This window comes from Sphingosinicella sp. LHD-64 (genome assembly GCF_031157375.1).
Taxonomy (GTDB): Bacteria; Pseudomonadota; Alphaproteobacteria; order Sphingomonadales; family Sphingomonadaceae; genus Allosphingosinicella.
Window position 1 is genome coordinate 108,247 of sequence record NZ_JAVIFV010000001.1, and the last position, 26,547, is coordinate 134,793.

General features: G+C 68.3%; 27 protein-coding genes and 2 tRNA genes. 17 read left to right on the forward strand and 12 right to left on the reverse strand.

The features are described from left to right. Window positions 1–191 precede the first annotated feature (191 nt). Window positions 192–848, forward strand: coding sequence for a hypothetical protein (locus RCO27_RS00530; RefSeq protein ID WP_309000690.1), 657 nt, complete (start codon window positions 192–194; stop codon window positions 846–848). Here RCO27_RS00530 and RCO27_RS00535 read toward each other — a convergent pair. Both RCO27_RS00535 and RCO27_RS00540 read right to left on the reverse strand, forming a co-directional pair. Next, entirely contained in the window at window positions 842–1,615 is a 774-nt protein-coding gene (locus RCO27_RS00535; RefSeq protein WP_309000691.1) for a hypothetical protein, read from the reverse strand. The genes RCO27_RS00530 and RCO27_RS00535 overlap by 7 nt on opposite strands. 8 nt (window positions 1,616–1,623) lie before the next feature. After that, on the reverse strand, window positions 1,624–2,592 hold the full coding sequence (locus RCO27_RS00540) for a 2OG-Fe(II) oxygenase (protein ID WP_309000692.1): 969 nt from the start codon (window positions 2,590–2,592) through the stop codon (window positions 1,624–1,626). Window positions 2,593–2,684: 92 nt separating this feature from the next. Between RCO27_RS00540 and RCO27_RS00545 the strand changes: the two genes are divergently transcribed. Next, window positions 2,685–3,680, forward strand: a complete 996-nt coding sequence (locus RCO27_RS00545; protein WP_309000693.1) for a CaiB/BaiF CoA-transferase family protein — start codon at window positions 2,685–2,687, stop codon at window positions 3,678–3,680. A gap of 1 nt (window position 3,681) precedes the next feature. Then, on the forward strand, window positions 3,682–4,824 hold the full coding sequence (locus tag RCO27_RS00550) for an acyl-CoA dehydrogenase family protein (protein ID WP_309000694.1): 1,143 nt from the start codon (window positions 3,682–3,684) through the stop codon (window positions 4,822–4,824). 16 nt (window positions 4,825–4,840) lie between these two features. Here the strand turns inward: RCO27_RS00550 and RCO27_RS00555 are convergent, their stop codons facing one another. Further along, window positions 4,841–5,815: a glucokinase gene (locus RCO27_RS00555; protein ID WP_309000695.1), complete on the reverse strand. Its 975-nt coding sequence runs from the start codon at window positions 5,813–5,815 to the stop codon at window positions 4,841–4,843. 125 nt (window positions 5,816–5,940) lie between these two features. On the opposite strand from RCO27_RS00555, the gene RCO27_RS00560 reads away from it, so the two are divergent. The 3 genes from RCO27_RS00560 (at window position 5,941) to RCO27_RS00570 (ending at window position 8,577) form a co-directional block, all read left to right on the forward strand. Then, the gene (locus RCO27_RS00560; protein WP_309000696.1) at window positions 5,941–6,264 is read left to right on the forward strand and encodes a metalloregulator ArsR/SmtB family transcription factor; all 324 of its coding nucleotides are present in this window, start codon (window positions 5,941–5,943) and stop codon (window positions 6,262–6,264) included. A gap of 116 nt (window positions 6,265–6,380) precedes the next feature. Further along, window positions 6,381–7,226, forward strand: a complete 846-nt coding sequence (locus RCO27_RS00565; RefSeq protein ID WP_309000697.1) for an acyl-CoA desaturase — start codon at window positions 6,381–6,383, stop codon at window positions 7,224–7,226. 4 nt (window positions 7,227–7,230) lie between these two features. Then, window positions 7,231–8,577 (forward strand): SRPBCC family protein, encoded by a 1,347-nt coding sequence (locus RCO27_RS00570; protein ID WP_309000698.1) that lies wholly within the window; start codon window positions 7,231–7,233, stop codon window positions 8,575–8,577. Between the two features lie 3 nt (window positions 8,578–8,580). Here the strand turns inward: RCO27_RS00570 and acs are convergent, their stop codons facing one another. Both acs and RCO27_RS00580 read right to left on the reverse strand, forming a co-directional pair. Further along, on the reverse strand, window positions 8,581–10,515 hold the full coding sequence (gene acs / locus RCO27_RS00575) for an acetate--CoA ligase (RefSeq protein ID WP_309000699.1): 1,935 nt from the start codon (window positions 10,513–10,515) through the stop codon (window positions 8,581–8,583). A gap of 71 nt (window positions 10,516–10,586) precedes the next feature. Beyond that, on the reverse strand, window positions 10,587–11,825 hold the full coding sequence (locus tag RCO27_RS00580) for a hypothetical protein (RefSeq protein WP_309000700.1): 1,239 nt from the start codon (window positions 11,823–11,825) through the stop codon (window positions 10,587–10,589). Between the two features lie 292 nt (window positions 11,826–12,117). On the opposite strand from RCO27_RS00580, the gene RCO27_RS00585 reads away from it, so the two are divergent. Further along, a complete protein-coding gene (locus tag RCO27_RS00585; protein ID WP_309000701.1) occupies window positions 12,118–13,326 on the forward strand; it encodes a cell wall hydrolase in 1,209 nt (402 codons plus the stop codon). Here RCO27_RS00585 and RCO27_RS00590 read toward each other — a convergent pair. Further along, window positions 13,323–14,033, reverse strand: a complete 711-nt coding sequence (locus RCO27_RS00590; protein ID WP_309000702.1) for a zf-HC2 domain-containing protein — start codon at window positions 14,031–14,033, stop codon at window positions 13,323–13,325. The two genes, RCO27_RS00585 and RCO27_RS00590, sit on opposite strands and share 4 nt — an antisense overlap. Next, a complete protein-coding gene (locus RCO27_RS00595; RefSeq protein ID WP_309000703.1) occupies window positions 14,030–14,518 on the reverse strand; it encodes a sigma-70 family RNA polymerase sigma factor in 489 nt (162 codons plus the stop codon). The genes RCO27_RS00590 and RCO27_RS00595 overlap by 4 nt, the downstream gene beginning before the upstream one ends. A 93-nt stretch (window positions 14,519–14,611) precedes the next feature. On the opposite strand from RCO27_RS00595, the gene RCO27_RS00600 reads away from it, so the two are divergent. From RCO27_RS00600 to RCO27_RS00610, 3 genes are all read left to right on the forward strand, one after another. Then, window positions 14,612–15,871, forward strand: a complete 1,260-nt coding sequence (locus RCO27_RS00600; protein ID WP_309000704.1) for a S8 family serine peptidase — start codon at window positions 14,612–14,614, stop codon at window positions 15,869–15,871. Window positions 15,872–15,975: 104 nt separating this feature from the next. Beyond that, the gene (locus RCO27_RS00605) at window positions 15,976–16,572 is read left to right on the forward strand and encodes a hypothetical protein (protein ID WP_309000705.1); all 597 of its coding nucleotides are present in this window, start codon (window positions 15,976–15,978) and stop codon (window positions 16,570–16,572) included. A 125-nt stretch (window positions 16,573–16,697) separates the two neighbouring features. Further along, entirely contained in the window at window positions 16,698–17,852 is a 1,155-nt protein-coding gene (locus RCO27_RS00610) for an aminotransferase (protein ID WP_309000706.1), read from the forward strand. Here RCO27_RS00610 and RCO27_RS00615 read toward each other — a convergent pair. From RCO27_RS00615 to RCO27_RS00625, 3 genes are read right to left on the reverse strand one after another with little or no spacing between them, the layout of a single operon-like run. Continuing rightward, window positions 17,849–18,562, reverse strand: coding sequence for a hypothetical protein (locus RCO27_RS00615; RefSeq protein WP_309000707.1), 714 nt, complete (start codon window positions 18,560–18,562; stop codon window positions 17,849–17,851). The two genes, RCO27_RS00610 and RCO27_RS00615, sit on opposite strands and share 4 nt — an antisense overlap. Before the next feature lie 7 nt (window positions 18,563–18,569). Further along, window positions 18,570–19,313 (reverse strand): hypothetical protein, encoded by a 744-nt coding sequence (locus RCO27_RS00620; protein ID WP_309000708.1) that lies wholly within the window; start codon window positions 19,311–19,313, stop codon window positions 18,570–18,572. Window positions 19,314–19,332: 19 nt separating this feature from the next. Continuing rightward, complete coding sequence (locus RCO27_RS00625) at window positions 19,333–20,553, reverse strand: toxic anion resistance protein (RefSeq protein WP_309000709.1); 1,221 nt, start codon at window positions 20,551–20,553, stop codon at window positions 19,333–19,335. Between the two features lie 219 nt (window positions 20,554–20,772). Between RCO27_RS00625 and RCO27_RS00630 the strand changes: the two genes are divergently transcribed. From RCO27_RS00630 to RCO27_RS00645, 4 genes are all read left to right on the forward strand, one after another. Next, a complete protein-coding gene (locus RCO27_RS00630; RefSeq protein WP_309000710.1) occupies window positions 20,773–21,126 on the forward strand; it encodes a glycine zipper 2TM domain-containing protein in 354 nt (117 codons plus the stop codon). A gap of 112 nt (window positions 21,127–21,238) precedes the next feature. Then, entirely contained in the window at window positions 21,239–21,745 is a 507-nt protein-coding gene (locus RCO27_RS00635; RefSeq protein ID WP_309000711.1) for a cytochrome c, read from the forward strand. After that, complete coding sequence (locus tag RCO27_RS00640; RefSeq protein ID WP_309000712.1) at window positions 21,742–22,407, forward strand: cytochrome b/b6 domain-containing protein; 666 nt, start codon at window positions 21,742–21,744, stop codon at window positions 22,405–22,407. The genes RCO27_RS00635 and RCO27_RS00640 overlap by 4 nt, the downstream gene beginning before the upstream one ends. Window positions 22,408–22,470: 63 nt before the next feature. Further along, a complete protein-coding gene (locus RCO27_RS00645; RefSeq protein WP_309000713.1) occupies window positions 22,471–22,857 on the forward strand; it encodes a gamma-glutamylcyclotransferase family protein in 387 nt (128 codons plus the stop codon). On the opposite strand, the gene RCO27_RS00650 is transcribed toward RCO27_RS00645, so the two are convergent. Further along, window positions 22,809–23,612, reverse strand: a complete 804-nt coding sequence (locus RCO27_RS00650; RefSeq protein ID WP_309000714.1) for a hypothetical protein — start codon at window positions 23,610–23,612, stop codon at window positions 22,809–22,811. The genes RCO27_RS00645 and RCO27_RS00650 overlap by 49 nt on opposite strands. A gap of 441 nt (window positions 23,613–24,053) precedes the next feature. Between RCO27_RS00650 and RCO27_RS00655 the strand changes: the two genes are divergently transcribed. From RCO27_RS00655 to RCO27_RS00665, 3 genes are all read left to right on the forward strand, one after another. Beyond that, a tRNA-Leu gene (locus tag RCO27_RS00655) sits at window positions 24,054–24,138 on the forward strand. A gap of 58 nt (window positions 24,139–24,196) precedes the next feature. Beyond that, the gene (locus RCO27_RS00660) at window positions 24,197–25,411 is read left to right on the forward strand and encodes an AI-2E family transporter (RefSeq protein WP_309000715.1); all 1,215 of its coding nucleotides are present in this window, start codon (window positions 24,197–24,199) and stop codon (window positions 25,409–25,411) included. Between the two features lie 66 nt (window positions 25,412–25,477). Further along, window positions 25,478–25,554: transfer RNA gene (locus RCO27_RS00665), tRNA-Asp, on the forward strand. A gap of 67 nt (window positions 25,555–25,621) precedes the next feature. Here the strand turns inward: RCO27_RS00665 and RCO27_RS00670 are convergent. Continuing rightward, window positions 25,622–26,479 carry a hypothetical protein gene (locus RCO27_RS00670; RefSeq protein WP_309000716.1) on the reverse strand — a complete coding sequence of 286 codons (858 nt, stop codon included), beginning with the start codon at window positions 26,477–26,479 and terminating at the stop codon, window positions 25,622–25,624. Window positions 26,480–26,547: the final 68 nt, after the last annotated feature.

The window sequence follows — 26,547 nt, forward strand, 5'->3', positions numbered from 1 at the left end:
CGCGTAATTGATTCCGATCCGATCGTATTTGGCGCTCATTCAACCCGTCTCGCTCAATAGCTGAATGCCCGCAATGAGTCGAAAAACGGACGTTGATCCGTCAAGCATGAGGGCGTCCGGCTCCGTCGCTTCTCATTCATTCCGACGCCGGCTAGCGTGCCATTCGTGAAGATCGAGTGCGAGGGGCGCGCATGTATCGGATGACACAGCTGGAAGAGTCGTTTCCGGGCGAGCTCTATTATCTCAAGAACAGCATTTCGCTCCGCGTGGCGGGGCTGCGGGAGAAATACGTCGTCGCCGGTATCGCCGAGGACGGCTCGCATATTGCCATCGAGGGAGCGGTGTGCGGACGGATCGAGATTCCGGTCTCTTCGATCACCCATGTCCGCCTCGGCTGCCGGCCGGGCGGCCCACGGAAGTTCTTCAAATGCACCATCCGGCGCGAGGACGGGTGGCCGGTCGCGGTCTACGGCACCCACCCCTGGTCCGACTACGCAGGCTTCGTGCGCCACCTCGCCCGTGAAATGGAACGGCTGGGCCGTTTCGATCGGATCGAACGCGGCTTGCCCGTCTGGCACGCCCTGTTCCTGCTGCTGGTCTGCCAGGTGGCGCTGCTGTTCCCCGGCTTCATCACCTGGTTGTGGTGGGAATATGGCTGGAAGTTCGAGCCGCGCCATTATCTCTACGCGATCGGCCTGGCGCTCCCCTGGATCGGCTTCTACTTCTGGGGCCTGTGGATCTGGCGACGCCGCTACTGGCCGCGGCCCGCCCGGGACGTGAACGACCTGACGCCGATGCTGCCGAGCGATCGCAAGCCGCCCAGGGTGCTCGGCATACCGCTCTACTGAGTCGCCGCGCCCGCGCCACCGAACGATTGCCGCACGAGATGCGCCATGACGTTGGCCGCCTGCGCCTCGGGCAGCTCGGCGGCGGCGCGGTGGACCGTCACGCCGTTGGCGCAAAGCCGGGCCGGGCGCATGTCTGCCGCGCCGCCGGTCTGGGCCTGCCGCACCAGCGCCGGATCGATCGCAGCCATGCGCTGCAGCCAGGCGGCCGTATCGGGCGGGCTCAGCGGCCCGCGCGGGCTGCCGCCGGCCTCGCCGCCGCGTGCGGCAGTGAGGAACTGCGCGTTCATCCGGCCGATCGCGCGGCTCGCCGGGGCGGGGAGGCGGGCCGGCTCCATGGCGCCCTGCGTCACGAACTGGGCGCAGAGGCCCGCATCGACGCGCTGCAGCTCGGCGACCAGAGCCGCGATCGCGCGGGCCAGCGCGTGCAGGTCCGCGGCCGGTGCGCGAACGATCGCGTCCGCCTTGCCGGCGACGAAGCGGCGGATGTCCTCGCCGGCGGCGCGCTCGGCCGCCGACTGCCCTTCGGCATCGGCGACGGCCGAGACCCGCGCGAGGAAGGCGCGATAGTCGTCCGGATAGGCGGTGCGGAAGGCGGCCAGCGTGTCTTCGAGCTCCGGTCGTTCGGCCAGGCGCGCCTCCAGCGCGTCGGGCGTGCTGCGCTGGAACAACAGGAAAGCGACGAACAAAGCGAAGGGCAGCCCGAACAGTGCGATCAGCGCCCCGCTGCCGAGCGACCGCCTGCGTTTCGTCTGGGGCTCTTCCGGCATAGTTCCTCCTATTCGGGCACGAGCGTCCGCGCCCGGATCCAGCGGCTGGCGATCAGCTTGGTGCCGGCGGTCACCGGCAGGCCGGCATGTTCGGAGGCCGGATCGGGCCGACCGTCGGGCAGCGTGTTGCGGAACAGCAGCGCGTCGCCCTTGCGGCCGCGGAAGGTGAAGCCGCTGCGGGTGAAGCGGGTCTCGCCGCCCCGATAGCCGTCGGTCAGATAGACGATCATCGTCAGGATGCGCTGGTTGTCGAGCCCGGCGATCGCGTCGAGATGCGGCCTGTATTGCTGCCCCGATCGGTAGCGCAGCACCTGCAGCGGCTCGCCCTGGTCGAAGCCGGTGCCGCTCGCCGCCGCGATCCGGCGGCCCAGCGCCGTGACCGCGGGGTCCGCGAGCAGCCAGGGAAAGTCGGCGCCGTCGGAGGTGCGGATCGGATTCGGCACCTGCCTGCCGGTGTGCTCGTCGACCACCACCGACGGCTTCATGCGCGGCGCCGCGACCGCCGTCAGATAATCGCATTCGCCCGGCGTGAAAAAGCGCTCGAAATGCCGCACCTCCGGCGTCTCGTGTACGACGCCACCGGTCGGGGTTGCACCCGAACCGCCGGCCGCATCCAGGTCCATCGTCTCGATCAGCGCCAGCGCCGTCCGGCTGGCCGGATCGTGTCGGGCGAGGGCGCCGAGCCGTTTCAGCGCCGCCGGCCAGTCGGCCGGACCGCCGGTGCCGCTGGCGAGGAAATTGACGTGCACCCGGGCCCCGTCGCGCCGCCCGGCCTCGCCCGCCCGGCGGAAGAGGTCGCGCGCCTGCATGACGTCGGGCGGCACGATCCGGCCGGCGAGCCGCCACAGGCCGAGCGCGAACAGCGCATCGGGATCGCCGGCGGCGGCGAGCTGGTTCATCATCAGCACCGCCTCGGGCCGTCGTCCGGACGCGGCGAGCCGTTCGGCGGCTTCGGCGGAGGCGGGGAGGCGTTGCATCGCCCGAGCTATGCCATCGCTTCGTCCGCGGCGAAACCTGCTGACTCCGATGCCAGCGCCGCCTAGGCTCGCCGAAAAGGAGAGGAGAGGGCGTGCAGCCGCTCGAGGGGATCCGCATCGTCGAGTTCGCCGGCCTCGCGCCGGCACCGTTCGCCGCGATGATGCTTGCCGATCACGGTGCCGAGGTGGTGCGGATCGAGCGCGCCGGCTGGACCCCGCCGATCCCGCCCGACAAGGACATCCTGCGTCGGAACCGCGCCGAGATCCTGACGCTCGACCTCAAGGACCAGGGCGATCTTGCCCGGGTGTGCGCGCTGGTTCGCGACGCCGATGGCCTGATCGAGGGGTTCCGCCCCGGCGTGATGGAGCGGCTGAGCCTCGGGCCGGACGACCTTCGCGTCGAGAACCCACGCCTCGTCTATGGCCGTATGACCGGCTGGGGGCAGGCGGGCCCGCTCGCCGCGGCGGCGGGGCACGACATCAACTATATCGCGCTCGCCGGCAACCTCCACGGCTATGGCCGCGCTGGCGGGCCGCCGACGCCGCCCGCCAATGCGGTGGGCGATTTCGGCGGCGGCGGCATGCTGCTCGCCTTCGCCATGCTCGCCGGCCTGCTGTCCGCGCGCACGACCGGGAAGGGCAGCGTGATCGACTGCGCGATGGTCGACGGTGCCGCTCTGCTCGGCGCGCAGACATACGGCCTGCTCGCCGCGGGGATGTGGTGCGACGCGCGCGGCGCTAACCTGCTCGATGGCGGCGCCGCCTTCTACGACAGCTACGAATGCGCCGACGGCCGATGGGTCGCGATCGGCGCGCTCGAGCCGCCCTTCTTCGCGGTGCTCAAGGACAAGCTGGGCCTCGCCTCCAGCCAGTTCGACCCGGCGCTGCGCGACGAACTTTCGGCCACCTTCCGGCGCCATCCGCGCCAGCATTGGTGCACATTGCTGGAAGGCACCGACGCCTGCTTCGCCCCGATCCTGACCCTCTCGGAGGCCCCGGACCACCCCCACAACGCGTTCCGCGGCACTTTCGCCACCATCGACGGCCTGCTCCAGCCCAGCCCCGCCCCCCGCTTCGAGGACCTCTGAGATGCTCGACCTCTCCCGCCGCTCCGCCTACACCGAGGAGCACGACCTCTTCCGCGACCAGGTCCGCAAGTTCTTCGACCGCGAGCTCGTCCCCCATCTCGACCGCTGGGAAGCGCAGGGCGAGATCGACAAGGGATTCTGGCGCAAGGCCGGCGAGGCGGGCCTGCTCTGCCCGACGGTGCCGGAGGCCTATGGCGGGCTCGGCCTCGACTTCGGCTACAACGCCGTGATCGACGAGGAGCTCGGCTATGCCGGTTCGACCGCGGGCATCGGCCTCCACTCCGACATCGTCGCGCCGTACCTGGTCCACTACGGGTCGGAGGACTTCAAGGCGCGCTGGCTGCCGAAGATGATCTCCGGCGAGACGCCGACCGCGATCGCGATGACCGAGCCCGGCGCCGGCTCCGACCTGCAGGGCATCCGCACCACGGCGCTCAAGGACGGCGACGACTATGTCGTCAACGGCTCCAAGACCTACATCACCAACGGCCAGCATGCCGGGCTCGTCATCGTCGCTGCCAAGACCGATCCGGCCGAGGGCGCCAAGGGCATCTCGCTGATCCTCGTCGAAGCCGACCGCCCCGGTTTCCAGCGCGGCCGCAACCTCGACAAGATCGGCCTGCACGGTCAGGATACGTCCGAGCTGTTCTTCCAGGACGTGCGCGTGCCGCAGTCCAACCGGATCGGCGGGGAAGGGGCGGGCTTCGCCTATATGATGACCCAGCTTCCGCAGGAACGGCTCAACATCGCGATCGGCGCCCAGGCCGCCGCCCAGCGCGCCTTCGACGAGGCGGTGAAGTTCACCAAGGAGCGCAAGGCGTTCGGGCGGACCGTGTTCGAGTTCCAGAATACCCGCTTCACCCTCGCCGACCTAGCGGCAAAGCTGCAGGTCGGCTGGGCCCATCTCGATTGGGCGCTGAAGCGCCACATCGACGGCAAGCTCACCCCGGACGAGGCGAGCGCTGCCAAGCTCTGGCACACCGAGCTGCAATGGGAGGTCTGCGACGCGAGCCTTCAGCTCCACGGCGGCGCCGGCTACATGAACGAATATCTGATCGCGAGGCTTTGGCGCGATGCTCGCGTCACCCGCATCTTCGGCGGCACCAACGAGATCATGAAGGAAGTCGTGAGCCGGGCGATCTGAGCGTCGACCGGAAGGCCTAGGTCTGAACGACGTCGGCGCCATGCTCCCGCTGGAAGGCCACTGCGGCGCCGAGCAGGCCGGGCTCGGGATAGGTCGCCAGCACCACCGGCACCCGCTGCATGCGCTCCCTGTAGCGACCCTTGGCCGTGAAGCGGGCGGCGAACATCGGGGTGCGCAGCAGATGGACGATGCGGTTGGCGAGGCCACCGGTGATCGCGACGCCTATCGCGCCATGGGCGAGGCTGATGTCGCCCGCCGCCGCGCCGAGACAGCGAACCAGGATGTCGAGCGCATGCGCGGCGAGAGCGTCGCTGCCCTCGATCGCGGCGCTCCACAGGTCGCCGGCGCGGTTGGGATCGACGTCGGTCGTGCCGCCCAGATGGTCGTAGATATCGATGAGGCCCGGGCCCGAGACGACCCGTTCCACAGAAGCACGCCCATAGCGCTCGACCAGAGTGTCCGACAGCGCCTCCTCCTCGGGATCAAGCGGGGCGAAGGCGATATGCGCTGCCTCGGTCTCGATGACCGCGACCTTGCCGGCATGGCGGCTGAACAGGGCGACGCCGAGGCCGGTGCCGGGCCCCATCACGGTGACCACCCCGTCCTCCGGCAGGGTAGGCGGACCGGCGATCGGTTCCAGCTCGCCCTCTCCCAGGATCGAGACGGCATGGGCGACCGCGCCGAAATCGTTGAGCAGGGTGAGCTGCTCCAATCTCAGCTCGTCCGCGATGTCGAAGCGGGGAATGCGCCACGCGCTGTTCATGAAGCGCAGCACCTCGCCCTCGATCGGCGCCGCGACGGCGAGCGCGGCGCGCTTCGGCAGCGATGCGCCATGCTCCTTCTCGAACAGCGCCCAGGCCGAGCCGAGCCCCGGATGCTCCCGGGTCCGGTAGCGTTTCATCGACCCGATCTCGGGGCGACCGAAATCGTCGATCCGGGCAATCGCGAAGCGGGCGTGCGTTCCGCCGATGTCGCCGACCACGATCTCCATCAGCGCTGGCCGGGGCGGGAATCTGAACGGGTCATAGCCTGCCCTTAACTGCCATTCGAGCGCGACGCCATAACGCCTCGACGCAACTATTGACATAATTAACTTATTAGTTAATCAACAAACCGATGAACAAGGTTTTCGACGCATTGGCCTCGACGCCGCGACGCAGGATCCTGGCCTATCTGGCCGAGGTTGATCTCACCGCCGGCGAGATTGCCGCGCGCTTCGAGATGAGCAAGCCGGCCATTTCGAAGCATCTCCAGATTCTCGAAAATGCCGGTCTCGTGGCCAGCACCAAGGAAGGTCAGTTCGTGCGCTACGCGTTGGTGAGGGAGAATCTCGTGAACACGCTGAACGGCTTCCTTCAGCGCGTATGTCCGGTTTCCACGCCGCTGAAGCGTGAAAGCGCAGCGCTCCGCGATGCCCGCGAGGCGGATCGCGACGAATAGGGGGAAAGTTCATGGACCTCGTACCCGGATCGGATCGCATTGCCGCAATATTGTCATCCGATCCGGTCGCGGGGCGGATCAGGTGGGCACCGGCCAAGTCGATATGGATCGGCGCGATGACGCTGGCCGCGCTGATTCTGTGTCCCGTCTTCGTGACGCCCGGTGCCGTCGCGGTGTTCCTCCTGGCCTGTGCGGTCACGCTCTGCGCGGGGCATTCCGTCGGCATGCATCGCCGTCTCATTCACAACAGCTTCGAATGCCCACGCTGGCTCGAATATGCGGGTGTCTATCTCGGTGTGCTGGTCGGCATGGCCGGGCCGATCGGTATGATCCGCCTTCACGATTTTCGCGACTGGGCACAGCGCCAGCCGGCCTGTCACGACTTCTTCGCGCACCGGGCTGGCTTCTGGCGCGACGGATGGCGGCAGCTGCATTGCGAACTCGCACTGTCCAGTCCACCGACATTCCGGCTGGAGCCGCGCATCGCCAATGATCGCTTCTACCACCTCCTCGAGCGGACCTGGATGTGGCAGCAACTGCCCTGGGCGATCCTTTTCTTCGCGATCGGCGGCATGCCGTGGCTGGTCTGGGGGATTTGTGCGCGCGTTTCGGTCTGCGTGACCGGCCACTGGCTCGTCGGCCATTTCGCGCATCTGGAGGGCGAGCAAAGCTGGATCGTCGAAGGCGCGTGCGTACAGGGCTTCGATATTCGTGTCGCCGGGTTGGTCAGCATGGGCGAGAGCTGGCACAACAACCATCATGCCTATCCCGGCTCGGCGAAACTTGGGCTGGAACCGGGTCAGATCGATCTGGGCTGGATGCTGATCGGGCTGCTGGAGCGCCGGGGTCTGGCATGGAACGTCGTCCTCCCCGGGGACCTGCCGCATCGTACGGCGCTGAAACGGGTTGCCGCGGACGCGATGCCCCTCCGCGAGGCGTCCCGGCGCCTGGCCCGCGGCTGACGGCATGAGACAGCACCTCTCGATCGATCGCGGCCTCTCGCCGGCCGTCTATCCGCTGGCGGCCGCGCCGTTGCTTTTCATCCCGCATGCCCTCGTGGCGCTGGCCTATCACCGGCACGGTGCATCGCTCTTCACCGACGCGGAATTCTGGCTGTTGCCATTGCGCCGCCTGACCGAGCTCGGCGCGCTCCCGGCCTATGAGACGGGGCTGATCTTCCTGCTCTGCCTCATCTCGACCTGGGGGCTTGCGATTCTCTCCTTCCGACGGGCGGTCAGCTCCGGGTTCGGATACTGGCTTGCCGCACTGACCGTCATCCCGGGGCTCCAGTTTCTGCCCGTCGTGATCCTTGCGGTGCTGCCAAATTGGCACGAGCCCGATCCGACTGTCGATGAGTCGGTCGATCAATCCGGTGCGGCAGGATTCAACTCGGCGCATGTTCTTCAAGGCGTCCTGGCGGGCGTCGCGATCATCATCGCCGCCGTGCTCGTCTCGGCGGTCACCTTCGGCGCCTATGGCTGGGGCCTGTTCGTCCTCACGCCGTTCACGGTCGGGCTGGCAACCGCCTATCTCGCCAATCGACAGGTCCCTGTCGGGGGCGGGCGGACCATCGTGCTGGTGCTTGCCGCGGCCGCCTTGGGCTGTGTGGCGCTGATCATGATGGCTCTTGAGGGTCTGGCCTGCCTCGTTCTCGCGGCGCCGCTCGGAGCGGTCGCGGCGATCGCCGGAGGCGCGCTGGGGATGACCCTCGCCGATGTCGGCCATCGGCGCGGCAAGCCGCTGCTGAGCGTGGCCTTCCTTCCGGCGGTTTTCATGCTGGAGGCCGCCGTTCCACCGGCCGCGTCCATCACCTCGCAGGACAGCATCGTCATCGCCGCGCCGCCTGCGGCCGTCTGGCGGGCGCTGACGAGCGATGCGCCGGTCGGCGAGCCGGCGGGATTGGTTGGCCGGGCAGGCCTTGCTTATGCGCTTGGCGGTCGGATCGTTGCGCCGGGCCAGGGTGGCGAGCGGCTCGGCTATTTCTCGACGGGCCACGCGCGCGAGCGCATCACGGACTGGGCGGTCGGACGCCGCCTGGCCTTTTCTGTGACCCGGCAACCGCCGGCGATGGAGGAGATGAGCCCGTATCGCCGCGTCCACGCACCCCATGTGAACGGCTATTTTTCGACGGAGACGACGCGTTTCGATCTCGATCCGATCGGAGATGGCCGCACACGTCTCACGATTTCGACTGCGCACGTCCTGCGGATCGATCCGGTGCCCTATTGGGAGCCTCTGGCCCGCTGGGCGATCCATCAGAACAGCCAGCGGGTGTTGCGCGACATCGGCCGGAAGGCGGAGCAGGCCGGCTGAGCGCTATCGGTTCCGCCGGCCTTCGACGAGGGAATCGACCAGGCTCGGATCGGCCAGGGTCGAGGTGTCGCCGAGCGACCCGAAGTCGTTCTCGGCGATCTTCCTCAGGATGCGGCGCATGATCTTGCCCGAGCGGGTCTTGGGTAGCGTCGGCGTGAAGTGGATGAGGTCGGGCGAGGCGATCGGGCCGATCTCGCGGCGCACGAGCTGCCTGAGTTCCGTCTCGAGGGCCTGGCCGGGCTCGGCGCCCACGACCAAGGTCACATAGGCGTAGATGCCCTGGCCCTTGATGTCGTGGGGATAGCCTACGACAGCGGCCTCGGCCACTTCGGGGTGTTCGACCAGCGCGCTTTCGACCTCGGTGGTGCCGAGCCGGTGGCCGGAGACGTTGAGCACGTCGTCGACCCGGCCGGTGATCCAGTAATAGCCGTCCGCGTCGCGCCGGCAGCCGTCGCCGGTGAAATATTTGCCGCGATAGGTCGAGAAATAGGTCTGCGCGAACCGCTCGTGATCGCCGTAGACGGTACGCATCTGGCCCGGCCAGGAACGGGCGATGCAGAGGTTGCCGGACGCGGCGCCTTCGAGCACCTCGCCTTCGCCTTCGCCCTCGACCAGCTCCGGCACGATGCCGAAGAAGGGCAGGCCCGCCGATCCCGGCTTCATGTCGTGGGCACCGGGCAGGGTGGTGATCATGATCCCGCCCGTCTCGGTCTGCCACCAGGTGTCGACGACCGGGCAGCGCTCCTCGCCGACGGTGCGCCAATACCAGAGCCAGGCCTCCGGATTGATCGGCTCGCCGACGGAGCCGAGCAGGCGGATCGAGGAACGATCGTGCTTGATCACCGGCCCGTCGCCCTCGCGCATCAGCGCCCGGATCGCGGTCGGGGCGGTGTAGAAGATGTTGACCTTGTGCCGCTCGACCGTGTCCCAGAAGCGGCTGCTGTCGGGATAGTTGGGGACGCCTTCGAACATGAAGGTCGTCGCGCCGTTCGCCAGCGGGCCGTAGACGACATAGCTGTGCCCGGTGACCCAGCCGACATCCGCGGTGCACCAGAAGATCTCGCCGGGGCGATAGTCGAACACATAGTGGAAGGTGGTCGCGGTCCACACCGCATAGCCGCCGGTCGTGTGCAGCACGCCCTTGGGCTTGCCGGTCGAGCCCGAAGTGTAGAGGATGAACAGCGGATCCTCCGCGTTCATCGGCTCGCACGGGCAGGTATCCGGGACGGTCGCGCCCAGCTCATGGTACCAACGATCGCGGCCGGCCTCGACCGCGATGTCGTTGCCGAGATGCCTGACGACGATCACGCCTTCGACCGGCGTGCCCTCGGCGAGCGCGGCATCGACATTGGCCTTCAGGGGCACCAGCTTCCCGCCGCGCAGGCCGCCGTCGGCGGTGACGACGAAGCGGCTGCCGCAATCGACGATCCGTCCGTGCAGCGCCTCGGGCGAGAAGCCGCCGAACACGACGCTGTGCACCGCGCCGATCCGCGCGCAGGCGAGCATCGCGACCGCCGCCTCCGGGATCATCGGCAGATAAAGGGTGACCCGATCTCCCTTGGCCGCGCCGAGCGCCTTCAGCGCGTTGGCCATGCGTACGACGTCGGCATGGAGCTCGCCGTAGCTGACCCGGCGCACCGTGCCGGGCTCGTCGCCCTCCCAGATGATGGCGGTGTCGGCGAAGCGCGCGGGCAGGTGCCGGTCGACGCAATTGTGACAGAGATTTAGAACACCGTCCTCGAACCATTTGATTTCCAATGGATCGTAGGACCAGTTGACGATACGCGTCGGCGCGGTGTCCCAGTCGATCCGCTGCGCCTGCTCCGCCCAGAATCCGTCCGGATCCTTGAGCGATCTTTGGTAGAGCACCGCATAGTCGGTGGCGGTGGCATGGGTGTCGGCGGTCGCGGCGGCGGGGGGAGCGATGCGGTCGGACATGGGCCGACCCTAATCGCTCTCCCGCTGCCGCGCCAGACGGGCGGACGCCCATCGGCCCCCGTCCGTCTGCGTCACCGACCGAGGATGCTATCGCGCAATATGCCGCCAATCGAGCGGCGACGGCGCGGCTGCTCCTGCCGGCCGCGCGCGGATCGGCTGGAGCTGCTGTCCTCGCCGCGCATCATCGCCGCCATGTCCATGCCGAGCATGCCCATATAGGCCGATCGGGTGCGCAGCTTCACCGTCCATTCGGGTGCCCAGCCGCGCGGCGCGCGGGCCGGACGGGCGGGGTAGCTGAAATTCGCCTCCGGCCCGAACGCGGTCATCATCAGCGAGGCTGCCTGGATCCCGTTCATGACCTCCGCCGGCACCGTGCACTGGGTGGTCTGGGCATTGAGCAGCACGCGCTGCTGCACGAGCCGCGCGACCTCCGCCTCGGAGAGATAGTCGGCGCCGGCCACCTGGCTCATCTGGACTTCGCTGGAGCTCCACATCACCAGCGTACCGTCCTCGCGCGAGCCGACCGCCATCAGCAGATAGCCGCCGGCATTGGGCACGCTGCGCCATGCGAGCGGCACCGCCCCCGAAGCGGTCGGGCTGTTTTGGGTCAGCTCGATCGGCGCAAGGAAGTCCTGCCCCTGCGCCAGGGTGAAGCGCAGCTCCGGCGTATAGTTGCCGCGCACGACATGGTCGCCGACCAGCGATCCGGTCGCCGGCACGGTCGTCTGGGACCGCCGGTTCGGCCATTCGCCATAGGTGGTGGTAGCCCCGGCTGCGGGCGGATTCATCGCACGCCAGACCATCTGCGCCATCGCCGGCGGCACCTGCCCGCGCGCGATCTGCGACAGGTCGATCTCGACCGGCTGGCCGGCCCGCGCCCGCTCGCCGCAGCCCCAGTAGATCAGGATGCGGCCCTGCGCGCCGCCGTCGCCCCAGGTCCACCGCTCGGGCGTGTTCTGGGGCGGCCGCTGCGCCGCCTCGGGTGAGACCAGCGGCAGTGACGCGCCGGCGCCGAGCGCGGCCGGCGGGAGGTGCTCCGCCGCGGGCGGGCCCGAGGCCGCGCGGGGGCTGCCGAGCTGCAGCGTCAGCCGCCGCGCATAATCGGCATCGCCGCCGCCGCGGCCGGACATCATCGCGCCCAGCATGCCGGCCCCGCCACGGGCCTGCGCCGCCTGCGCGGCGAACCCGCTCGTCGTTTCGGCGGACATCCAGTAGTCGACCGTGCCGCCCTGCCGCGTCTGGGCGGTCGCGCCGCCGAAAGCCACCAGCGCAAGCGTCGCGGCACCCGAGAGTATCATCATCGTCTTCATCTGCGGTTTTTCCCTGTTTTGCTGTTCTGTGTGGGCGCCCGTTAGAAGGCACACGGTCAGCGCGTCAGGAGCCGGCGACGAAGCCGGAAAGAGCGGCGACGAGAGCTGAATCCGTCGACGAAACTGACGCCGGACGTGACGAAACTGCTCCGGCTGTCGTTGCTTCAACGCAACCAACCCGCCAGCCACGCGTTGGCCGCGGTTCGCGGCGCCCCTTCATGTTGCGGACAGGTGGCATTATATATATCTGTGTTATCCGACTAATTCACTTGGCTGGAAACGGTTGCCCTGAATGACGACGATTGCCGCCGAACTGCCGGATTCGCGCCTGTCGCCCAGCCCGCGCGACTGGGTGCGCGCACATTGGCGCGCGGCTTTGTTCGTCGCCGCGATGCTCGTTCTGTTCGCGGCCACCGCCACAAGTCTGGCGACGCGCGACCCGAATGTGGATGCGCTGCTGGAGCTGGAGCGCGCGCAATCGGCGCCGATCGCCCAATTGCGCGAAGCGGCGACCGAGACCAGTGCCACCCAGTTGCGTCCGGTCGCGCCGCAGGATGCGCTGACCATCAACGCAGCGATCCCGGTTTCGAACCTGGCCAATCCGGCCGCGCGCCCGTTCCGGATGACCGGCACCCCGGCCGATCGCCTGCGCTCGCTCGAATGCCTGACCGCCGCGATCTACTACGAGGCAGCACGCGAGCCGACCGACGGCCAGCGTGCGGTGGCGCAGGTGGTGCTGAACCGTGTGCGGCATCCGGCCTATCCGGCTTCGGTCTGCGGCGTCGTGTTCGAAGGCGCGCGGCGCTACACCGGCTGCCAGTTCTCCTTCACCTGCGACGGCTCGCTGCGGCGGGGGCCGATGGCCTCCTACTGGGAGCAGGCCAGGGCGGTCGCCGAGGCGGCGCTGGGCGGCTATGTCTACACGCCGGTTGGCTGGGCCACTCACTATCACGCCAATTATGTGGTGCCCTACTGGGCGTCCAGCCTGATCAAGTCGGCGACCATCGGCAACCATATCTTCTATCGCTGGCGCGGCGGCTGGGGCCGTCCGCCGGCCTTCCTCAACCGCTATATCGGTGCCGAGCCGGCAATCGCCTGGCGCGGCGGCTTCGGCCAGCCCGACGCGGCCGAGCGGCTGGCGGCGGAAGGCGGGGAGCGCGACGCGGCGGCGGCCGCCGCGGCTGAGGAAGCCGCCGACAGCGCCCACAGCATCGACAGCTTCCAGCGCGCCGTGCTGCGCCGCTACGAGGCGCCGCTGCAGCGCGACAGCGCCCGCCAGCTCATCTCTGAGCGTGCCGGCACCAGCGGCGCCCTGACCGCGAGCCAACGCTGGTCGCTGACCGGCGACGAACCCGCCTCCGCGCCGCCGCAGCGCCCGCTCGGCCGATGGAGCACCGCGCCGACCGAGCCGCAGCCGATCACGATCGCGCCGCCCTCGCCCGTGCAGGCCCCGGCCCAGCCATCCGCGGGTGATGCGACGCAGGCGGCGCCAAGCCGCTAGCGCGTCTGCGGCCAACCGGCGTCGCGCGCGCGGCGTTCCGCCTCCGCATCGAGCGGCTCGCCGGCCATCATCTCCTGCGCCGCCTGGAGCACCAGTGGCGACCCGCTCCCGGCTTGGCGATAGTCGCTCTGCTGCGCATCGGATCCGGGCGCCGCGACCATAACCTGCCAGCCTTGCGCGCCATGACAGGCCAGACCGGACAACGCCGCATCCTCGAACGTCCGGCACAGCCGCCCGTCGACCCCCGCAAAGCTGACGCCGATTCGCGTCGGGCCATCCGGCGCCTGCGCCGAAGCAAGCTGTGTGTCGAGCGCCGTTTCCAGCGAACCTCGCGCGATCATGACGCCATTCTCGATTGCGACCGGGCCGCTGCCGCCGCCCGGCGCCAAACGGCCGATCGCAATGCCGAGCACCAGGGTCGCGGCGATCCCAGCCACGCTTTGCCAGATCGGGCGCGCACGCCGGGCGCGCTCGATGTCGAGATCGACGACCTTCGGCTCCAGCATCGCGCGCAGATGGTCCGGCACCTCCTCCTCGGCAACGGGATCGTAACGCGCCGACAGCCGGGCGCGCAGCTTGCGCTGGGTCTCCATTTTGGCCTGCAGCTCGGCATCGGCATCAAGCGCCGCCTCGACCTCGGCGCGCGCCGCCGCGTCGAGCTCGCCGTCGAGATAGGCCATCAGCCGGTCGTCGGTGATCGCCATCATGCCGCCTCCAGCATCTGCGCCAGCGCCTGCCGCCCCCGCGTCAGGCGCGAGGTCAGCGTGCCGATCGGGATGTCGAGCAGCTCGGCCGCCTCGCGATAAGCCAGCCCCTCGACAAGCACGAGCGCGACCGCCTCGCGTTGCTCGTCCGGAAGTGCGTTCATCGCCCGGTCGACATCGTGCATCTCGGCAGCGCGTTCGATGTCGCGGTGCGCGTCCGATCCGACAAGCGTGCCGGCTTCTTCGGGGGCGAAGGTCTGCGCGCGGCGGCTGCGGCTGCGGGCTTCGTCGATCCAGAGGTTGCGCATGATCCGCATCGTCCAGGCATCCAGTCTCGTTCCCGGCGCCCATTGCCGGCGCGCCTTCAAGGCCCGCTCCAGCGCGAGCTGGGTGAGATCGTCGGCATCCGCCGCGTCCCGGGCGAGCGCACGCGCGAACCGGCGCAGCCGGGGCAGCAGCGACAAGAGCTCGCCTTCGAAACCCTGCAACGGCCATGCCTCCAATCGATCCCGGGGAGGAAACGGCTGGCCTCGCACGTTTCATCCACAAGCACAGGAAAATATGTCAGGACGGCAGCGCATATGAAACCATTTCAGCTCTGGATCGGCTTTGCCGCGCTGGCTGCGCTTGGCGGTGCGGTCCAGGCGCAGCTCGTGCCGCCGGTGCAGGTGCCGCCCGTAGGGGGCGTCATCGGCGGGGTGGGGCAGACGGGCCGGGACGTGCTCGATACCGCGACGGGCGCCGTCGATGACGTACGGACCAGCGCGCGGGACCTGGCCGGGGCGCGGTTGCGGCGGCTCGAGGATCTCGTCCGCCGCAACCCGGACCTGCTGGAGATGACCGACCTCGGCCCGGCCGTTCGCGGCGAGGTGGTTGCGGTCGACCCGGATTCCAGCACAATCTCCGCCGCGGAAGCGGCCGGCTTCGTCCGGCGCGAGGAAACCCGTCTTGAAGGCCTCGACATCCGCGCCGTGACATTTCAGGTGCCGCGCGGCTGGTCGGTCGACCGGGCGCTCTCACGCCTGCGCCGGATCGCGCCGGACGCGACCTTCACGGCCAATCATCTCCATGGCCAGAGCGGCGAGGTGGCCGGCGGTGGCGGCGCGCTGACGCAGGGCAGTGCGGGACCCGGCGCGATCGGGCTGATCGACGGTGGGGTGGCCGCGCATCCCGCCCTGCGCGGCCCGGTCCGTCAGCAGGGCTTTGTACGAGGCGCGCCTTGGCCGAGCGCGCATGGCACCGCGGTCGCGTCGCTGATCTCAGGGCAGGGGAGCGTGCGCGGCGCGGCGCCCGGCGCGCCGCTGCTGGTGGCCGACATCTTTGGCGTTGATCCGGCAGGCGGCAATGCGGTGGCGCTGGTGCGCGCGCTCGGCTGGCTGGCGCAGCAGCGGGTGCAGGTCGTCGCCGTGAGCCTGGTCGGCCCCGCCAACGCCCTTGTCGCGCGTGCCGTGGCGCAGGCGCGGGCACGGGGAATGTTCATCGTCGCCGCAGTCGGCAATGACGGGCGGGCCGCGCCGCCGGCCTATCCCGCCTCCTATGACGGCGTGATCGCCGTCACCGGCGTCGACGCACGCAACCGGCCGCTGATCGAGGCGGGACGGGCGCTCCATCTCGATTATGCCGCGCCGGGCGCCGACATGGCCGCGGCGGGCGCGAATGGCCGACTCGTACCGGTGCGCGGCACCTCCTATGCGGTGCCGTTCGTCGCCGGGCGTCTCTCGCAGCATCTGGGGCGGCCCAACCCGATCGCGGCGCTGGATGCCGAGGCGAATCCGCGCGGCCGCGGCCTCGGCCGCGGTGTCATCTGTGGCGATTGCCGCACGCCTCGTCGACGCGACTAGAGAGGGCGATCCGGAAATCTCCATCCCCGGGGATTAAACCCGCTGGCCGCCTCGTTTGCCGAGCAGAGGACCTGAAACGGTCCCTCGAGACAAAGGAGGCGAAGATGAAATCCATTCTCAAGCTCATGGCCGGCTGCGCGATCGTCGTGGCCACGCCGGCTTCGGCGCAAATTCTTGGCGGAGGCGGCCTTGGTAGCGGTCTCGGCGGCGGCCTTGGTGGCGCGCTCGGCGGTACGCTGAACGGCCCGCTCGGCGGCGTGAACCAGACTCTGGGCGGCACACTTGGCGGCCGCGCCGATTCCCGCATCGACCGCAATGTCGATCGTCGCTCGGGCCGCGCCAATGCACGTGCGTCCGGCAGTGCCAGCGGCAACGGCGCGCTCGACAGCACGACCGACAGCGCGCTGGGCTCGCTCGGCGCCTCGGGCAGGGCCGGCGGCAGCGCCTCCGGGGGCGCAGGCGCCGACGCGCAGCTGATCGGCACCGACGCGGTGCGCGACACCGTCGTCAGCACACGTGAGCGTGCGCGCGGCACGGTCGATCGGACCCGCACCGCGGCCGGCAATGCGGTGAACGCGACCCGCAGCCGTGCCGGCAATGCGGTCTCGCAGGTCCGCGACCGGGCCGGCTCGGTCCAGGGCGGCGTCTCCGCCTCGGGCCAGGCCTCGGGCGACGCAGCGGCCGAGCGCGACCCGCAATAGCCGGGCGACAGGGGGCCGAGGGCCGCCCACCCCCTCCACGAAGGCCCTCGGCAAGGCCCGGAGCTCCCCCCGCTCCGGGCCTTTTCCTTTGCCTGGGCCTACCCGGCGACCCTATGGGGAGCGCCATGCATCCGCTCTTCGCCGACATGCCGACGACGATCTTCGAGCATATGTCGGGCCTCGCGCGCGAGCTTGGCGCGATCAATCTCGGCCAGGGCTTTCCCGATTTCGGCTGGCCCGGCGATGTGATCGGCCGGGCCGCCGACGCGCTCCGCGCCGGCTCCAACCAGTATCCGCCGATGCGGGGGCTGGCGGCGCTGCGCGAGGCGGTCGCCAGCCACTATCGGCGTCATCAGGACCTCGACGTCACGCCCGACCAGGTCGTCGTCACCTCGGGCGCGACCGAAGCGCTGGCCGCCAGCATCCTGGCGCTGGTCGAACCGGGCGACGAGGTGGTGCTGATCCAGCCGCTCTACGACGCCTATCTGCCGCTGGTGCAGCGCGCTGGCGGCGTGCCGCGGCTGGTGCGCCTGACGCCGCCCGACTGGCGGATCGCCGAGGAGGCGCTGGCCACCGCCTTCACCGAACGCACCCGGCTGGTCATCCTCAACAATCCGCACAATCCCACCGCGCGGATGTTTGGCGAGGACGAACTGGCCTTGCTCGCCGAGGCCTGCGTGCGCGCCGACGCGGTCGCGCTCACCGACGAGGTCTGGGAGCATGTCGCCTTCGACGGCCGCCGCCATGTGCCGCTGGCCTCGCTGCCGGGCATGGCCGAACGCACGGTGAAGGTCGGCTCGGCCGGCAAGATCTTCTCGCTGACCGGCTGGAAGGTCGGCTGGGCGGCGGCGCCGCCGCCGCTGATCGACGCGGTCGCCCGCGCCCATCAGTTCGTCACCTTCACGACGGCGCCCAACCTCCAGGAGGCGGTCGCCTACGGGCTGGGCAAGGACGAGGCCTATTTCAGCGCGATGCGCGCCGGCTTCGCCGCCGGCCGAGATCGTCTGCGTGACGGCCTCGAAACCGCCGGTTTTGCCCCGTTGCCGGCGCAGGGTACCTATTTCATGACGATCGATCTGGCCGCCTCGGGGATCGGCGCCGACGACGTCACCTTCTGCGAACGCGCCGTGCGCGAGGCGGGTGTCGCGGCCATTCCGCTCTCGGTCTTCTATGCCGAGGATCCGGTGACCAACGTGGTCCGTCTGTGCTTCGCGAAGACCGACGACGTGCTGGACGAGGGCCTGTCGCGGCTCCGCAAGGCACGGGCGCTGTTCGCCTAGCCGTCCTTGAAGTCCTCGCGATACCGCGTCTCGATGAAGCGGTTCTGGGTGTCGAATCGCATCTGCTTGTCGCGGCAGCAGGTGTCGAGCAGGTTGCCGAGCTCGTCCGCGACGATGCCGAGGCTTTCGGTGAAGCGCTGGCTCGCCTCCGATCCCGGCGCGCGGCTGCTCGGCGGCAATTCAAGATAGGTGTCGACGAGCCGCGGCATATGCTCGCCGATCAGGCGGCGGGCGTCGCCGGCGGGCAGTGAGGCCGGATCGAGCCGATCGAGATGGGGCTGCAGCTCATTGAGGCGCGACAGGATCGCGTCCGCCGCCGGCAGCGCCCGGCCGGGCAGTTCGGCGCGGCGGTCGAGCAGGCCCTCCTCGACGCGGGCGGCGAGGGTGCCGAGATCGGGCGGGCGGCGGACGTCGTTCGTCTCGCGCCGCCGCCGGCTCGGCCAGAACATCGTGAGCAGCGCGAACAGCAAGGCGGTCGGCAGCGCCACGATCCAGGTCAGGAAGCCGATCGGCGCGACGGCGAGGCTGTAGACGATCAGCGCCGCGACGATCCCGACGAAGACGAGCCCTGCCCGCCGCAGGCGCCGCATCGCCTCCTCGAAGGCGCGCTGCGCCTTGCGCTTCTTCGCCTCGCGCTGGGCGCGGGAGCCCAGGTTGCGGCGCAGGAAATCCTCGGTTTCGTAGAGGACGCGTTCGAGTTCGAAGCCCATCTTGCGGCTATTCGCTCTTGATCGTGTCATTGTCCTTGTAGCGGCTCTCGATGAACCGCCCCTGGGTCTGGAAGGCGTCGAGATCCTCGCGCGCGAGCTTGCGACCGAGATCGTCGAGCGCGGTCTTCGCCGCGTCGAGGCCCTGGACCAACCGGTCGTCGACGGTGAGGCCTTCGCCGTCGCGGTCGCGGCGATATTGCGCGGGCACACGCTCGTAGCGCTCGATCAGCTCGGGCAGGTGCTTGCCCATCAGCCGGCGGGCGTCCTGGGCGAGCGGATCGAGCACCGCGGTCTCGGCGAGCCGGTTCTCAAGCAGCGGCAATTGCGCGCTGATCGCGTCGAGGCGGCTGGCGGCGGGGGCGGGGAGGGCGGCGCGCTTGCGCACGAGCAGACTGTCGAGGCTTTGCACCACCGCCTTGTTGGGCAGGTCGTCGCGGTAGCTGACGATCGGCTTCTCGCTGCCGCCCCAGACCGAGAAGAAAATCACCGACAGGAACATCAGCGCGAAGACGATGAACAGGCCGGTGAGGCCGATGCCGTTGAGGACGATCCCGGCGACGATCGCGCCGAGCAGCACGACGCCGAGCGCGATGCCGATATTGGTCGCCTTGCGCGCGACGACCGCGACATTGCGCTGCACCTGCCGCCGGTTCGCCTCGCGCGACGCGGTCGATCCGGTCCGGTCGATCCGGCCCATCACCTCCTCGAAGCGGGCGATCGCCTGGTCGACGCTCTTGGGATGGTCGGGCATGGGCTTCGGCGGCTCCTCGCTAGCCTTCGATCGCCGTCAGCGGAGACTCGCTCGGGCCGGCGAGCTGGTTCTGTGCCACGCCCTCGGCGCGGGCGATATAGCCGCGGCTCTTCTCGACCTCGCGGCCCAGCGTTTCGACGGTCTGCTTCATGTTGCCGAGCGCCTCGATCTTGAACTTGTCGATCGAATCCATCGTGTCATAGATGTTCTGGAAGGCGCGCTGCAGCGTCTCCAGCGGGATGGTCGAGCTGGCCGCCTGCTTGTGGATCTCGGCCGACTGGGTCTTCAGCAGCTCGCCGGTCGATTCGATCATGTTGGCGGTGGTGGTGTTGAGCGCGGTGATCTGCTCCAGCACCAGCTTCTGGTTGGTCAGCGCCTGGGCGACGGTGACCGCGGTGCGCAGCGCCGACACGGTGGTGGTCGATGCCCGGTCCACGCCCTTCACCAGCTCGACATTGTTCTTCTTGACCAGATCGAGCGCGAGATAGCCCTGCACCGTCACCGCCATCTGGGTGAGCAGGTCGGTGGTCCGCTGGCGGGTGTAGAAGAGGGCGGTCTCGCGGATCGCCTTGGCCTTGGCGGGCTCGGTGGCGTCGAGTTCGTTCGCCTTGTCCTCGAGCCTGGCGTCCATCGCCTTCGAGATGTGGATCATCTGCTCGAGCTTGCCCATCGTCTTCCACATGTTGGCGCGCTCGACGTCGATCGCGGCATTGTCCATGAGGAGTTCGTCCTTGCCGCTGGCAAGCGCGGAGAGGATCGCGGCGATGTGGCTCTGCGCCGACTGATATTTGTGGAAATAACTGCGCAGCTTCCCGCCCATCGGGATGAGGCCGAACAGCTTGCGTGGCTTCGAGAGCGCGCCGCCGCGGCCCGGATCGAGATCCTCGACGGTGCGGCGAAGCTCGGTCAGGTTCGCGCCGATGCCGGTGTCCTTGTCGATCGCCTTGACCGGGCGATCGAGGAAGCGGTTGGAATGGCCGGCCGCCTCGGCGATCTCCTTGCGGCCCATGCTGGTCAGCTGATCGACCTTCCGGCCGAAATCGGGCGAGTTGGAATCGAGCGCGACCAGCTCGTTGACGAAGGTCTCGACCTTCTCGTCGAGCTGGCTCTTCTGCTCCTCCTTCAGGGGCACGAGCCCGGCGGCCTGCTCCGGCTGCACGGTCTGGAGCGGCTGCGGCGGATCGAGCGTCAGCGTGCTCGCCGTCTGCGTCGCGGTGTCCGTCTGGGTCTGGGTGGCCATACGTGTGTCCCGGTCCTCTCTGTTCCCCGCGAGATTGGGGCTTCGCACGCCCGAGCGCAAGGGAGAACGTGTATTATTTCGATAAGTCACCACGTTGCATCGCCAAGATGAACCGCGGCTAACCGCCGGATTCAGAAGCCGCTCAGCCGAATCGCGGTAGACCTTGTGTCAGGACGCGGAGCCTTCCCTCCGCGCAACAGGTTCGAAAGGGAGAGTATCATGCGTAATCTGATTTTCGGCGTCGTCGCCGCGACCATGGCCGTTCCGGCCGTTACCGTGCCGACGATCGGCAGCGCGGCTTATGCCTATGATCATCGCGACCGCTATCGCGGCGATCGCTATTATGATCGCCGTGGCTACTACAATGGTCCGCGCTGGCGCGGTCGCGATGGTCGCTACCGTTGCCGCCGTTCCAACGGCACGACCGGCCTGCTGATCGGCGGTGCCGCCGGCGCGCTGCTTGGCCGCGAGATCGACGGCGGCCGCGACCGGACCACCGGCACGATCCTCGGCGCCGCGGCGGGTGCGCTGCTCGGCCGCGAGATCGACCGTGGCGGCAGCCGCTGTCGCTAAAAAAGCTGAATCGGGTGTTCCCTAGCACCTGACCAGCCACGCCCCGGCCTTCCCCCAGGCCGGGGCGTTTTCTATGAAGCCTTCCTTGTCCGGCTCGAGGGAGATTTCCGACATGAGGAAGGCACTGTTGGGGGCGGTCACCGTCGCCGCTCTGATCGGCATCGCGGCGTGCAATCGCGGTGAGGCGCCGACGCCCTCGAACGGCGCGTCCGACAGCGCCTCCTCGGGTTCCACGGGGATCATTCGCGAACGTCAGTCGCACTACAAGGACATGGGCAAGGCCTCCAAGGCGATCGCCGACGAACTCAGGGCCGACACGCCCTCCCTCCCGACCGTTCGGGAAAACGCGCAGCGCCTTGCCGACTATGCGCCGCGCATTCTCACCTGGTTTCCGGCGGGCAGCGGTCCGGAGGCGGGGGTTCGCACCCGGGCGAAGGCGGAAATCTGGTCGGACCAGGAGGGCTTCGGTCGCGCCGCGGCCGGCTTCATCACCGCCGCCGAGCAGTTCAATGCGATCGTGAAAAGCGGCGACGTCGCGGCGATCCGCGCCGACCGGGTCGAGCTGGGCAAGGCATGTAGCAACTGCCACGATCGTTTCCGGGCGCCGGAGCGCGAATGACCGCGCCGCCTCAAGGACACGCGCGCGTCCGCATCTGGGATGCCCCGACCCGTATCTTCCACTGGGCGATCGCGCTTCTAATCCCGTTTCTCTGGTGGACCGCGGAGGAAGAACGGCTCGACCTGCACATTCCCGCGGGCCTGACCATGTTCGGCCTGATCCTCTTCCGCCTGCTCTGGGGTCTTGTCGGCAGCTCGACGGCCCGCTTCGTCAGCTTCGTGAAAGGGCCATGGACGGTCGCGCGCTATCTCGCCGGGCGCGCCTCGCCGGTCATCGGGCACAGCCCCCTGGGCGCCTTCAGCGTGGTTGCGATGCTGAGCGCGCTTGCCGCGCAGGTCGGCCTGGGCCTGTTCGCGAGCGACGAGGACGGCCTGTTCTCTGGCCCGCTCGCCCACCTCGTCAGCTATGAGACGTCGGAAACGCTGACCGATTGGCACGACAGGTTGTTCGACTTGCTTCTCATCCTCATCGGCCTTCACCTCGCCGCGGTCCTCTTTTACCTGATCGTCAGGCGTCGCAATCTCGTCTTGCCGATGGTGACGGGCGCGGGGGAAGGCGAGGATGCGGCGATGCCAATGCGTCCTGCGCCAGCCTGGCGCTTCTGGATCGCGGCGACGATCGCTGCGGGCGCGGCGCTATGGATCGGGGGTGCATTCGCATAGCGATTGCCGCCGACGCATCGGTTGGCATTCCCATGGCCGACGTCGATGCTTAGAGGCAAGCGCATGCGCGACCCATCCGAACCCGCCATCCGTCTCTTCTCTTATGGCACCTTGCAGCAGGCGGACGTGCAGCGCGCCAATTTCGGTCGGCTGCTGGCCGGGGAAGCGGACGCGGTCACGGGTTACCGGCTGTCCAGCGTCGCCATCGACGATCCGGACGTCGTCGCGGAAAGCGGCTCGGCCGTGCATCCGATCCTGGTTCCCACTGGCCATGCCGCCGACCTGGTGACCGGCACCGTCTTCCTGATCACCCGGGCCGAGCTCGAGGCGGCCGACGATTATGAGACCGACGCCTATGTCCGGGTCGAGGTGACGCTCGTGTCCGGCGGGCAGGCCTGGGCCTATGTCGCACCGGCCGCCGATCCTTCGGACGGCAGCAGCACCTTGTAGAGGGTCGGCTGACCGGGCGTGCGTTGCTCGACCTTGAGCACGGTCTGACTGTCCTTTGCGATCCAGAACCGGCCGGTCGCGCCGCGTCCGTAGTCGAGCGTCACGACCCAGCAATCGACTGGCCTGCCGCCCAGCATGACCGGCTCGGAGCCAGTGACGCGTACGACATGGTCCTGGGGCGCGCCGCCGCCAGGGTGGTAGAAATTGATTCGCGTCGCATAGCCCTCGCGCCAGGGCAGCGTGGACATCATCTCCATGTCGGTCTCGAAATTGAACGTTCCCGCCGGGGTGGCAACGTCGAGCGCGGCGAGGCTGTTGGCGGTGACGCTTCCGTCGCCGCGCACCCGTTCGGGCGTGAACAGCACGCCGGCAACGTTCGCGGTGGTGGCGTTGTTGAGGCTGGTCCGATGGGAGAGGGGCCGGAACGTCCCCATCTCGAACCAGGAATCGAGCCGTCGCTCGGACTGACTGCCCTCCCAGACCTGAGTAATGTGGAGCCGCCGCGTGCCGGTCGCCGAATCGGACTCGAATGCGATCGTCCGGGTCCAGATGTCGATGATCGTCCGGCGATCGGCCCGGACGGCGTAGCGCAGATAGCGCGACGTGCCGGGGCGCAATCGGTCAAAGCGGGGCAAGGGCTGGCCCACCCGGATAGCCTCTCCCTCGGCGGCAGCGGAGTCCTGCGCCAGAATCGGGCGAATCGCCATCGCGGACGCCACCAGAACAAGGCCGATCAGCACGGTCGGATATCGCATCTTCTTGCCCCCTTCGCTGCAGGTCGCGCGACGCTACGGCTGGCCCGAGCCCGGGCAATTCCGGCTCGACGAATGTCCGATCCATTTCGGCAAATGGTGCTGAATCCGATTGGACTTGATCCAGACCGCAAAATGACGGGCCTTCCGCCCACCAGTCGCAAACGTGTGGGGATGCGATGGATCAGCCCTTTCTGCCCCTTCGGCGCACTCATCGGGCGTGCTCATCGCCAGAAGGGCTAATGGCTGTGGACCGCCTTCCCATGATCCTCGGGCCGGATGTGCTTGCCTTCGCGCAGGTCTCCTGATCTTCCTTTTCGCTTGAACGGGACACCGGGAGCCAATCGCTGCGAACTTGAAGGGAAGAGCGGACACGGCGAACGTCGGCGGCTGAACCGGGCGGTTGCGGGAGGCGCCCGGCTGTTCTAGGGAGCCTCCCCGCGTGCCCCTGTGGCGGAATTGGTAGACGCGCTCGACTCAAAATCGAGTTCCGCAAGGAGTGCCCGTTCGACTCGGGCCAGGGGCACCAACCTGCATCATATCGTCCTCTCTTCTCAGCCGCCCCGGCCTGGGGCATGGTTGGCTGAATGGGAGAGCAACTTAACACGGGCCCGGACGAGACCGCGACGAAGCCGACACCTCATGTCGAGGCGATCGAGCTGGAGCTGGAGGCGGTCGCGCATCGTCGCGACCGGCTGCTTGCCTCGCTCGTCCTCATGTTCGGGATCGCGCTGGTGCTGGCCCTGCCCTTCGCGCTCCGGGCGGGCGCGGAGTTCTTCCTGCCGGTCACGGCCGCGCTCGTCATCGCCATAGCGCTGGTACCGCTGCTGGAATGGCTGGAGCGCCGACGGGTGCCCTCGGCGCTGGCCGCGCTGATCTGCATCATCCTGTTCCTGATCGTCGCCAATGTCGCGGTCGCGGCGATCGTCATTCCGGCGGCCGACTGGTTTCAGCGCCTGCCCGAGCGGATCGGGCAATTGCGCGACACGCTGGCACCCTTGGTCGACGTCTATTCGAACCTCGAGCGCTTCATCGACAATGTCGTGCGTGAATTCGGCCGCTCGCCGATCCCCTCGCCGCAGGCGGTCCGGGTCGAGACGCCGAGCACGCTCCTCCAGATCATCGCGACCTCGGCACCGTTCGCGGTGATCCAGATGTTCTTCGCCGTCCTGGTCATCTTCTTCTTCCTCTCCGGCTGGACCCGGATGAGGAAGCGCACGATCACCACCCGGACGAGCTTCGACGGCGCGATGACCACCGCGCGGGTGATCCAGCAGGTGGTCGACGCGACCTCGGCCTATCTCGGCACGATCACGATCGTGAACATGGGCATGGGCCTGGTCGTCGCGTTCGTCCTCTATCTGATCGACATGCCGACGCCCCTGATGTGGGGCGGCATCGTCGCCGTGCTCAACTATATCCCCTATCTCGGCCCGATCGCCTCGACCCTGCTCCTGGCGCTCGGCGGGCTGATGACCTTTGAGGATCCCTGGTACGCGCTGCTGCCGGCGATCTGCTTCGTCGGCATCCACCTGATCGAGGCGAATGCGGTGACGCCCGCGGTCGTCGGCCGGAGGCTCACGATCAATCCGCTGATGATCCTCCTGTCGCTGAGCTTCTGGGCCTGGGTCTGGGGAACGACCGGCGCGCTGCTCGCCGTGCCGCTGCTGATCATCTTCCGGACCATCCTCGACGCCGCAGGCAAGCCCGACATTGCCGGCTTCCTGTTCGAGGAGGGGACGCTGATTCACGAGCATCACGAGGACCAGCGGCCCCGGCCGCCGCCCGATCCGGGCACCTGAAAATTCTGCCCGTCCGTTCGCTTGACAGGCCGGTGAGCCTCAACTAGGTCGCCCGCCTGCCCAAACGCGGGTGTAGCTCAGTTGGTTAGAGCGCCGGCCTGTCACGCCGGAGGTCGCGGGTTCGAGCCCCGTCACTCGCGCCATTGCTTCAATGGTTTAGGTTTTCGGCCAAAGCGAGTTCCAACTCGCCTCGCTGAGAAGTTCCAACTTTCAGGGTTGGTTCGCCTCGCGAATACGGCGGCGACCTCTGATTCGAGCCTCGTCCGCCCCGAGAACCGATGCGAGCTCGACCGGCTGATAGGTGCTCTGAAGCTGGCGAGAGCTATTGATCGTATTACCCATCTTCGCGGCTAGCGAATTTGGATCGACCTCTCCCGCCGCCGCCTCTACGGCGCCAGAGCGTCGCATATCCATTAAGACCCGCCTGTCTCCGGGGAAGGTGTGCTCTCGGACCGATCGGAAATCATCGCCCAAGGTGTCCTTGCTGTACGGCTTGCCTTGTCGATGACGGAAAAGGGGCAGATTAACTGAGGCCGCCTCTATGGTGCCTAGGTACGCCGTGACGAGGCGCGCCGTAGGTTTGCTGAGGGTGCCGATAATTTCTTTGCCCGTTTTTTCGCGTCGAACGGCCCGAAAGAGCAATCGCCCATTTATGCCAGCGACATTGTCGCCGGTGAGCTTCCTGACATCGACGGGCGAAAACTGGGTGTCCCAAGCTACTGCAATGATGCACGCTAATCCGGAATATCCCAGCCGTAGGGCATCCTTGACCAGACGTGCGACTTCTCCTCGCCGCCAAACCTGCGATCGTGCTTGGGGTGCGATGCGCCTGATGCCCTGCGAAGGGTCTGCGCCACCATCGCAATAGCCCATTGCCGCCATCTTTCGCCAAAGGCGACGCCAATGCTTGATGGCGCGATAGGCCTCGCTGACACCGCGATTTTCGAGGACTGCTGCGTAGAAGGCGTCAATGTGCTCGAAGCTTACCGTTCGCGGATTGACGGTGCCGAAGATGGGTTCGATCGCGCGCTGTCCTCGGTCCCAGTCCTCCTTGGTTCTGGGTTCCATCCGCTGCCACTCGCTCGTTCCCCTAAATCTGTGGAACGCTTCGCCCGACGAGCCTGCTGGCCATGCCG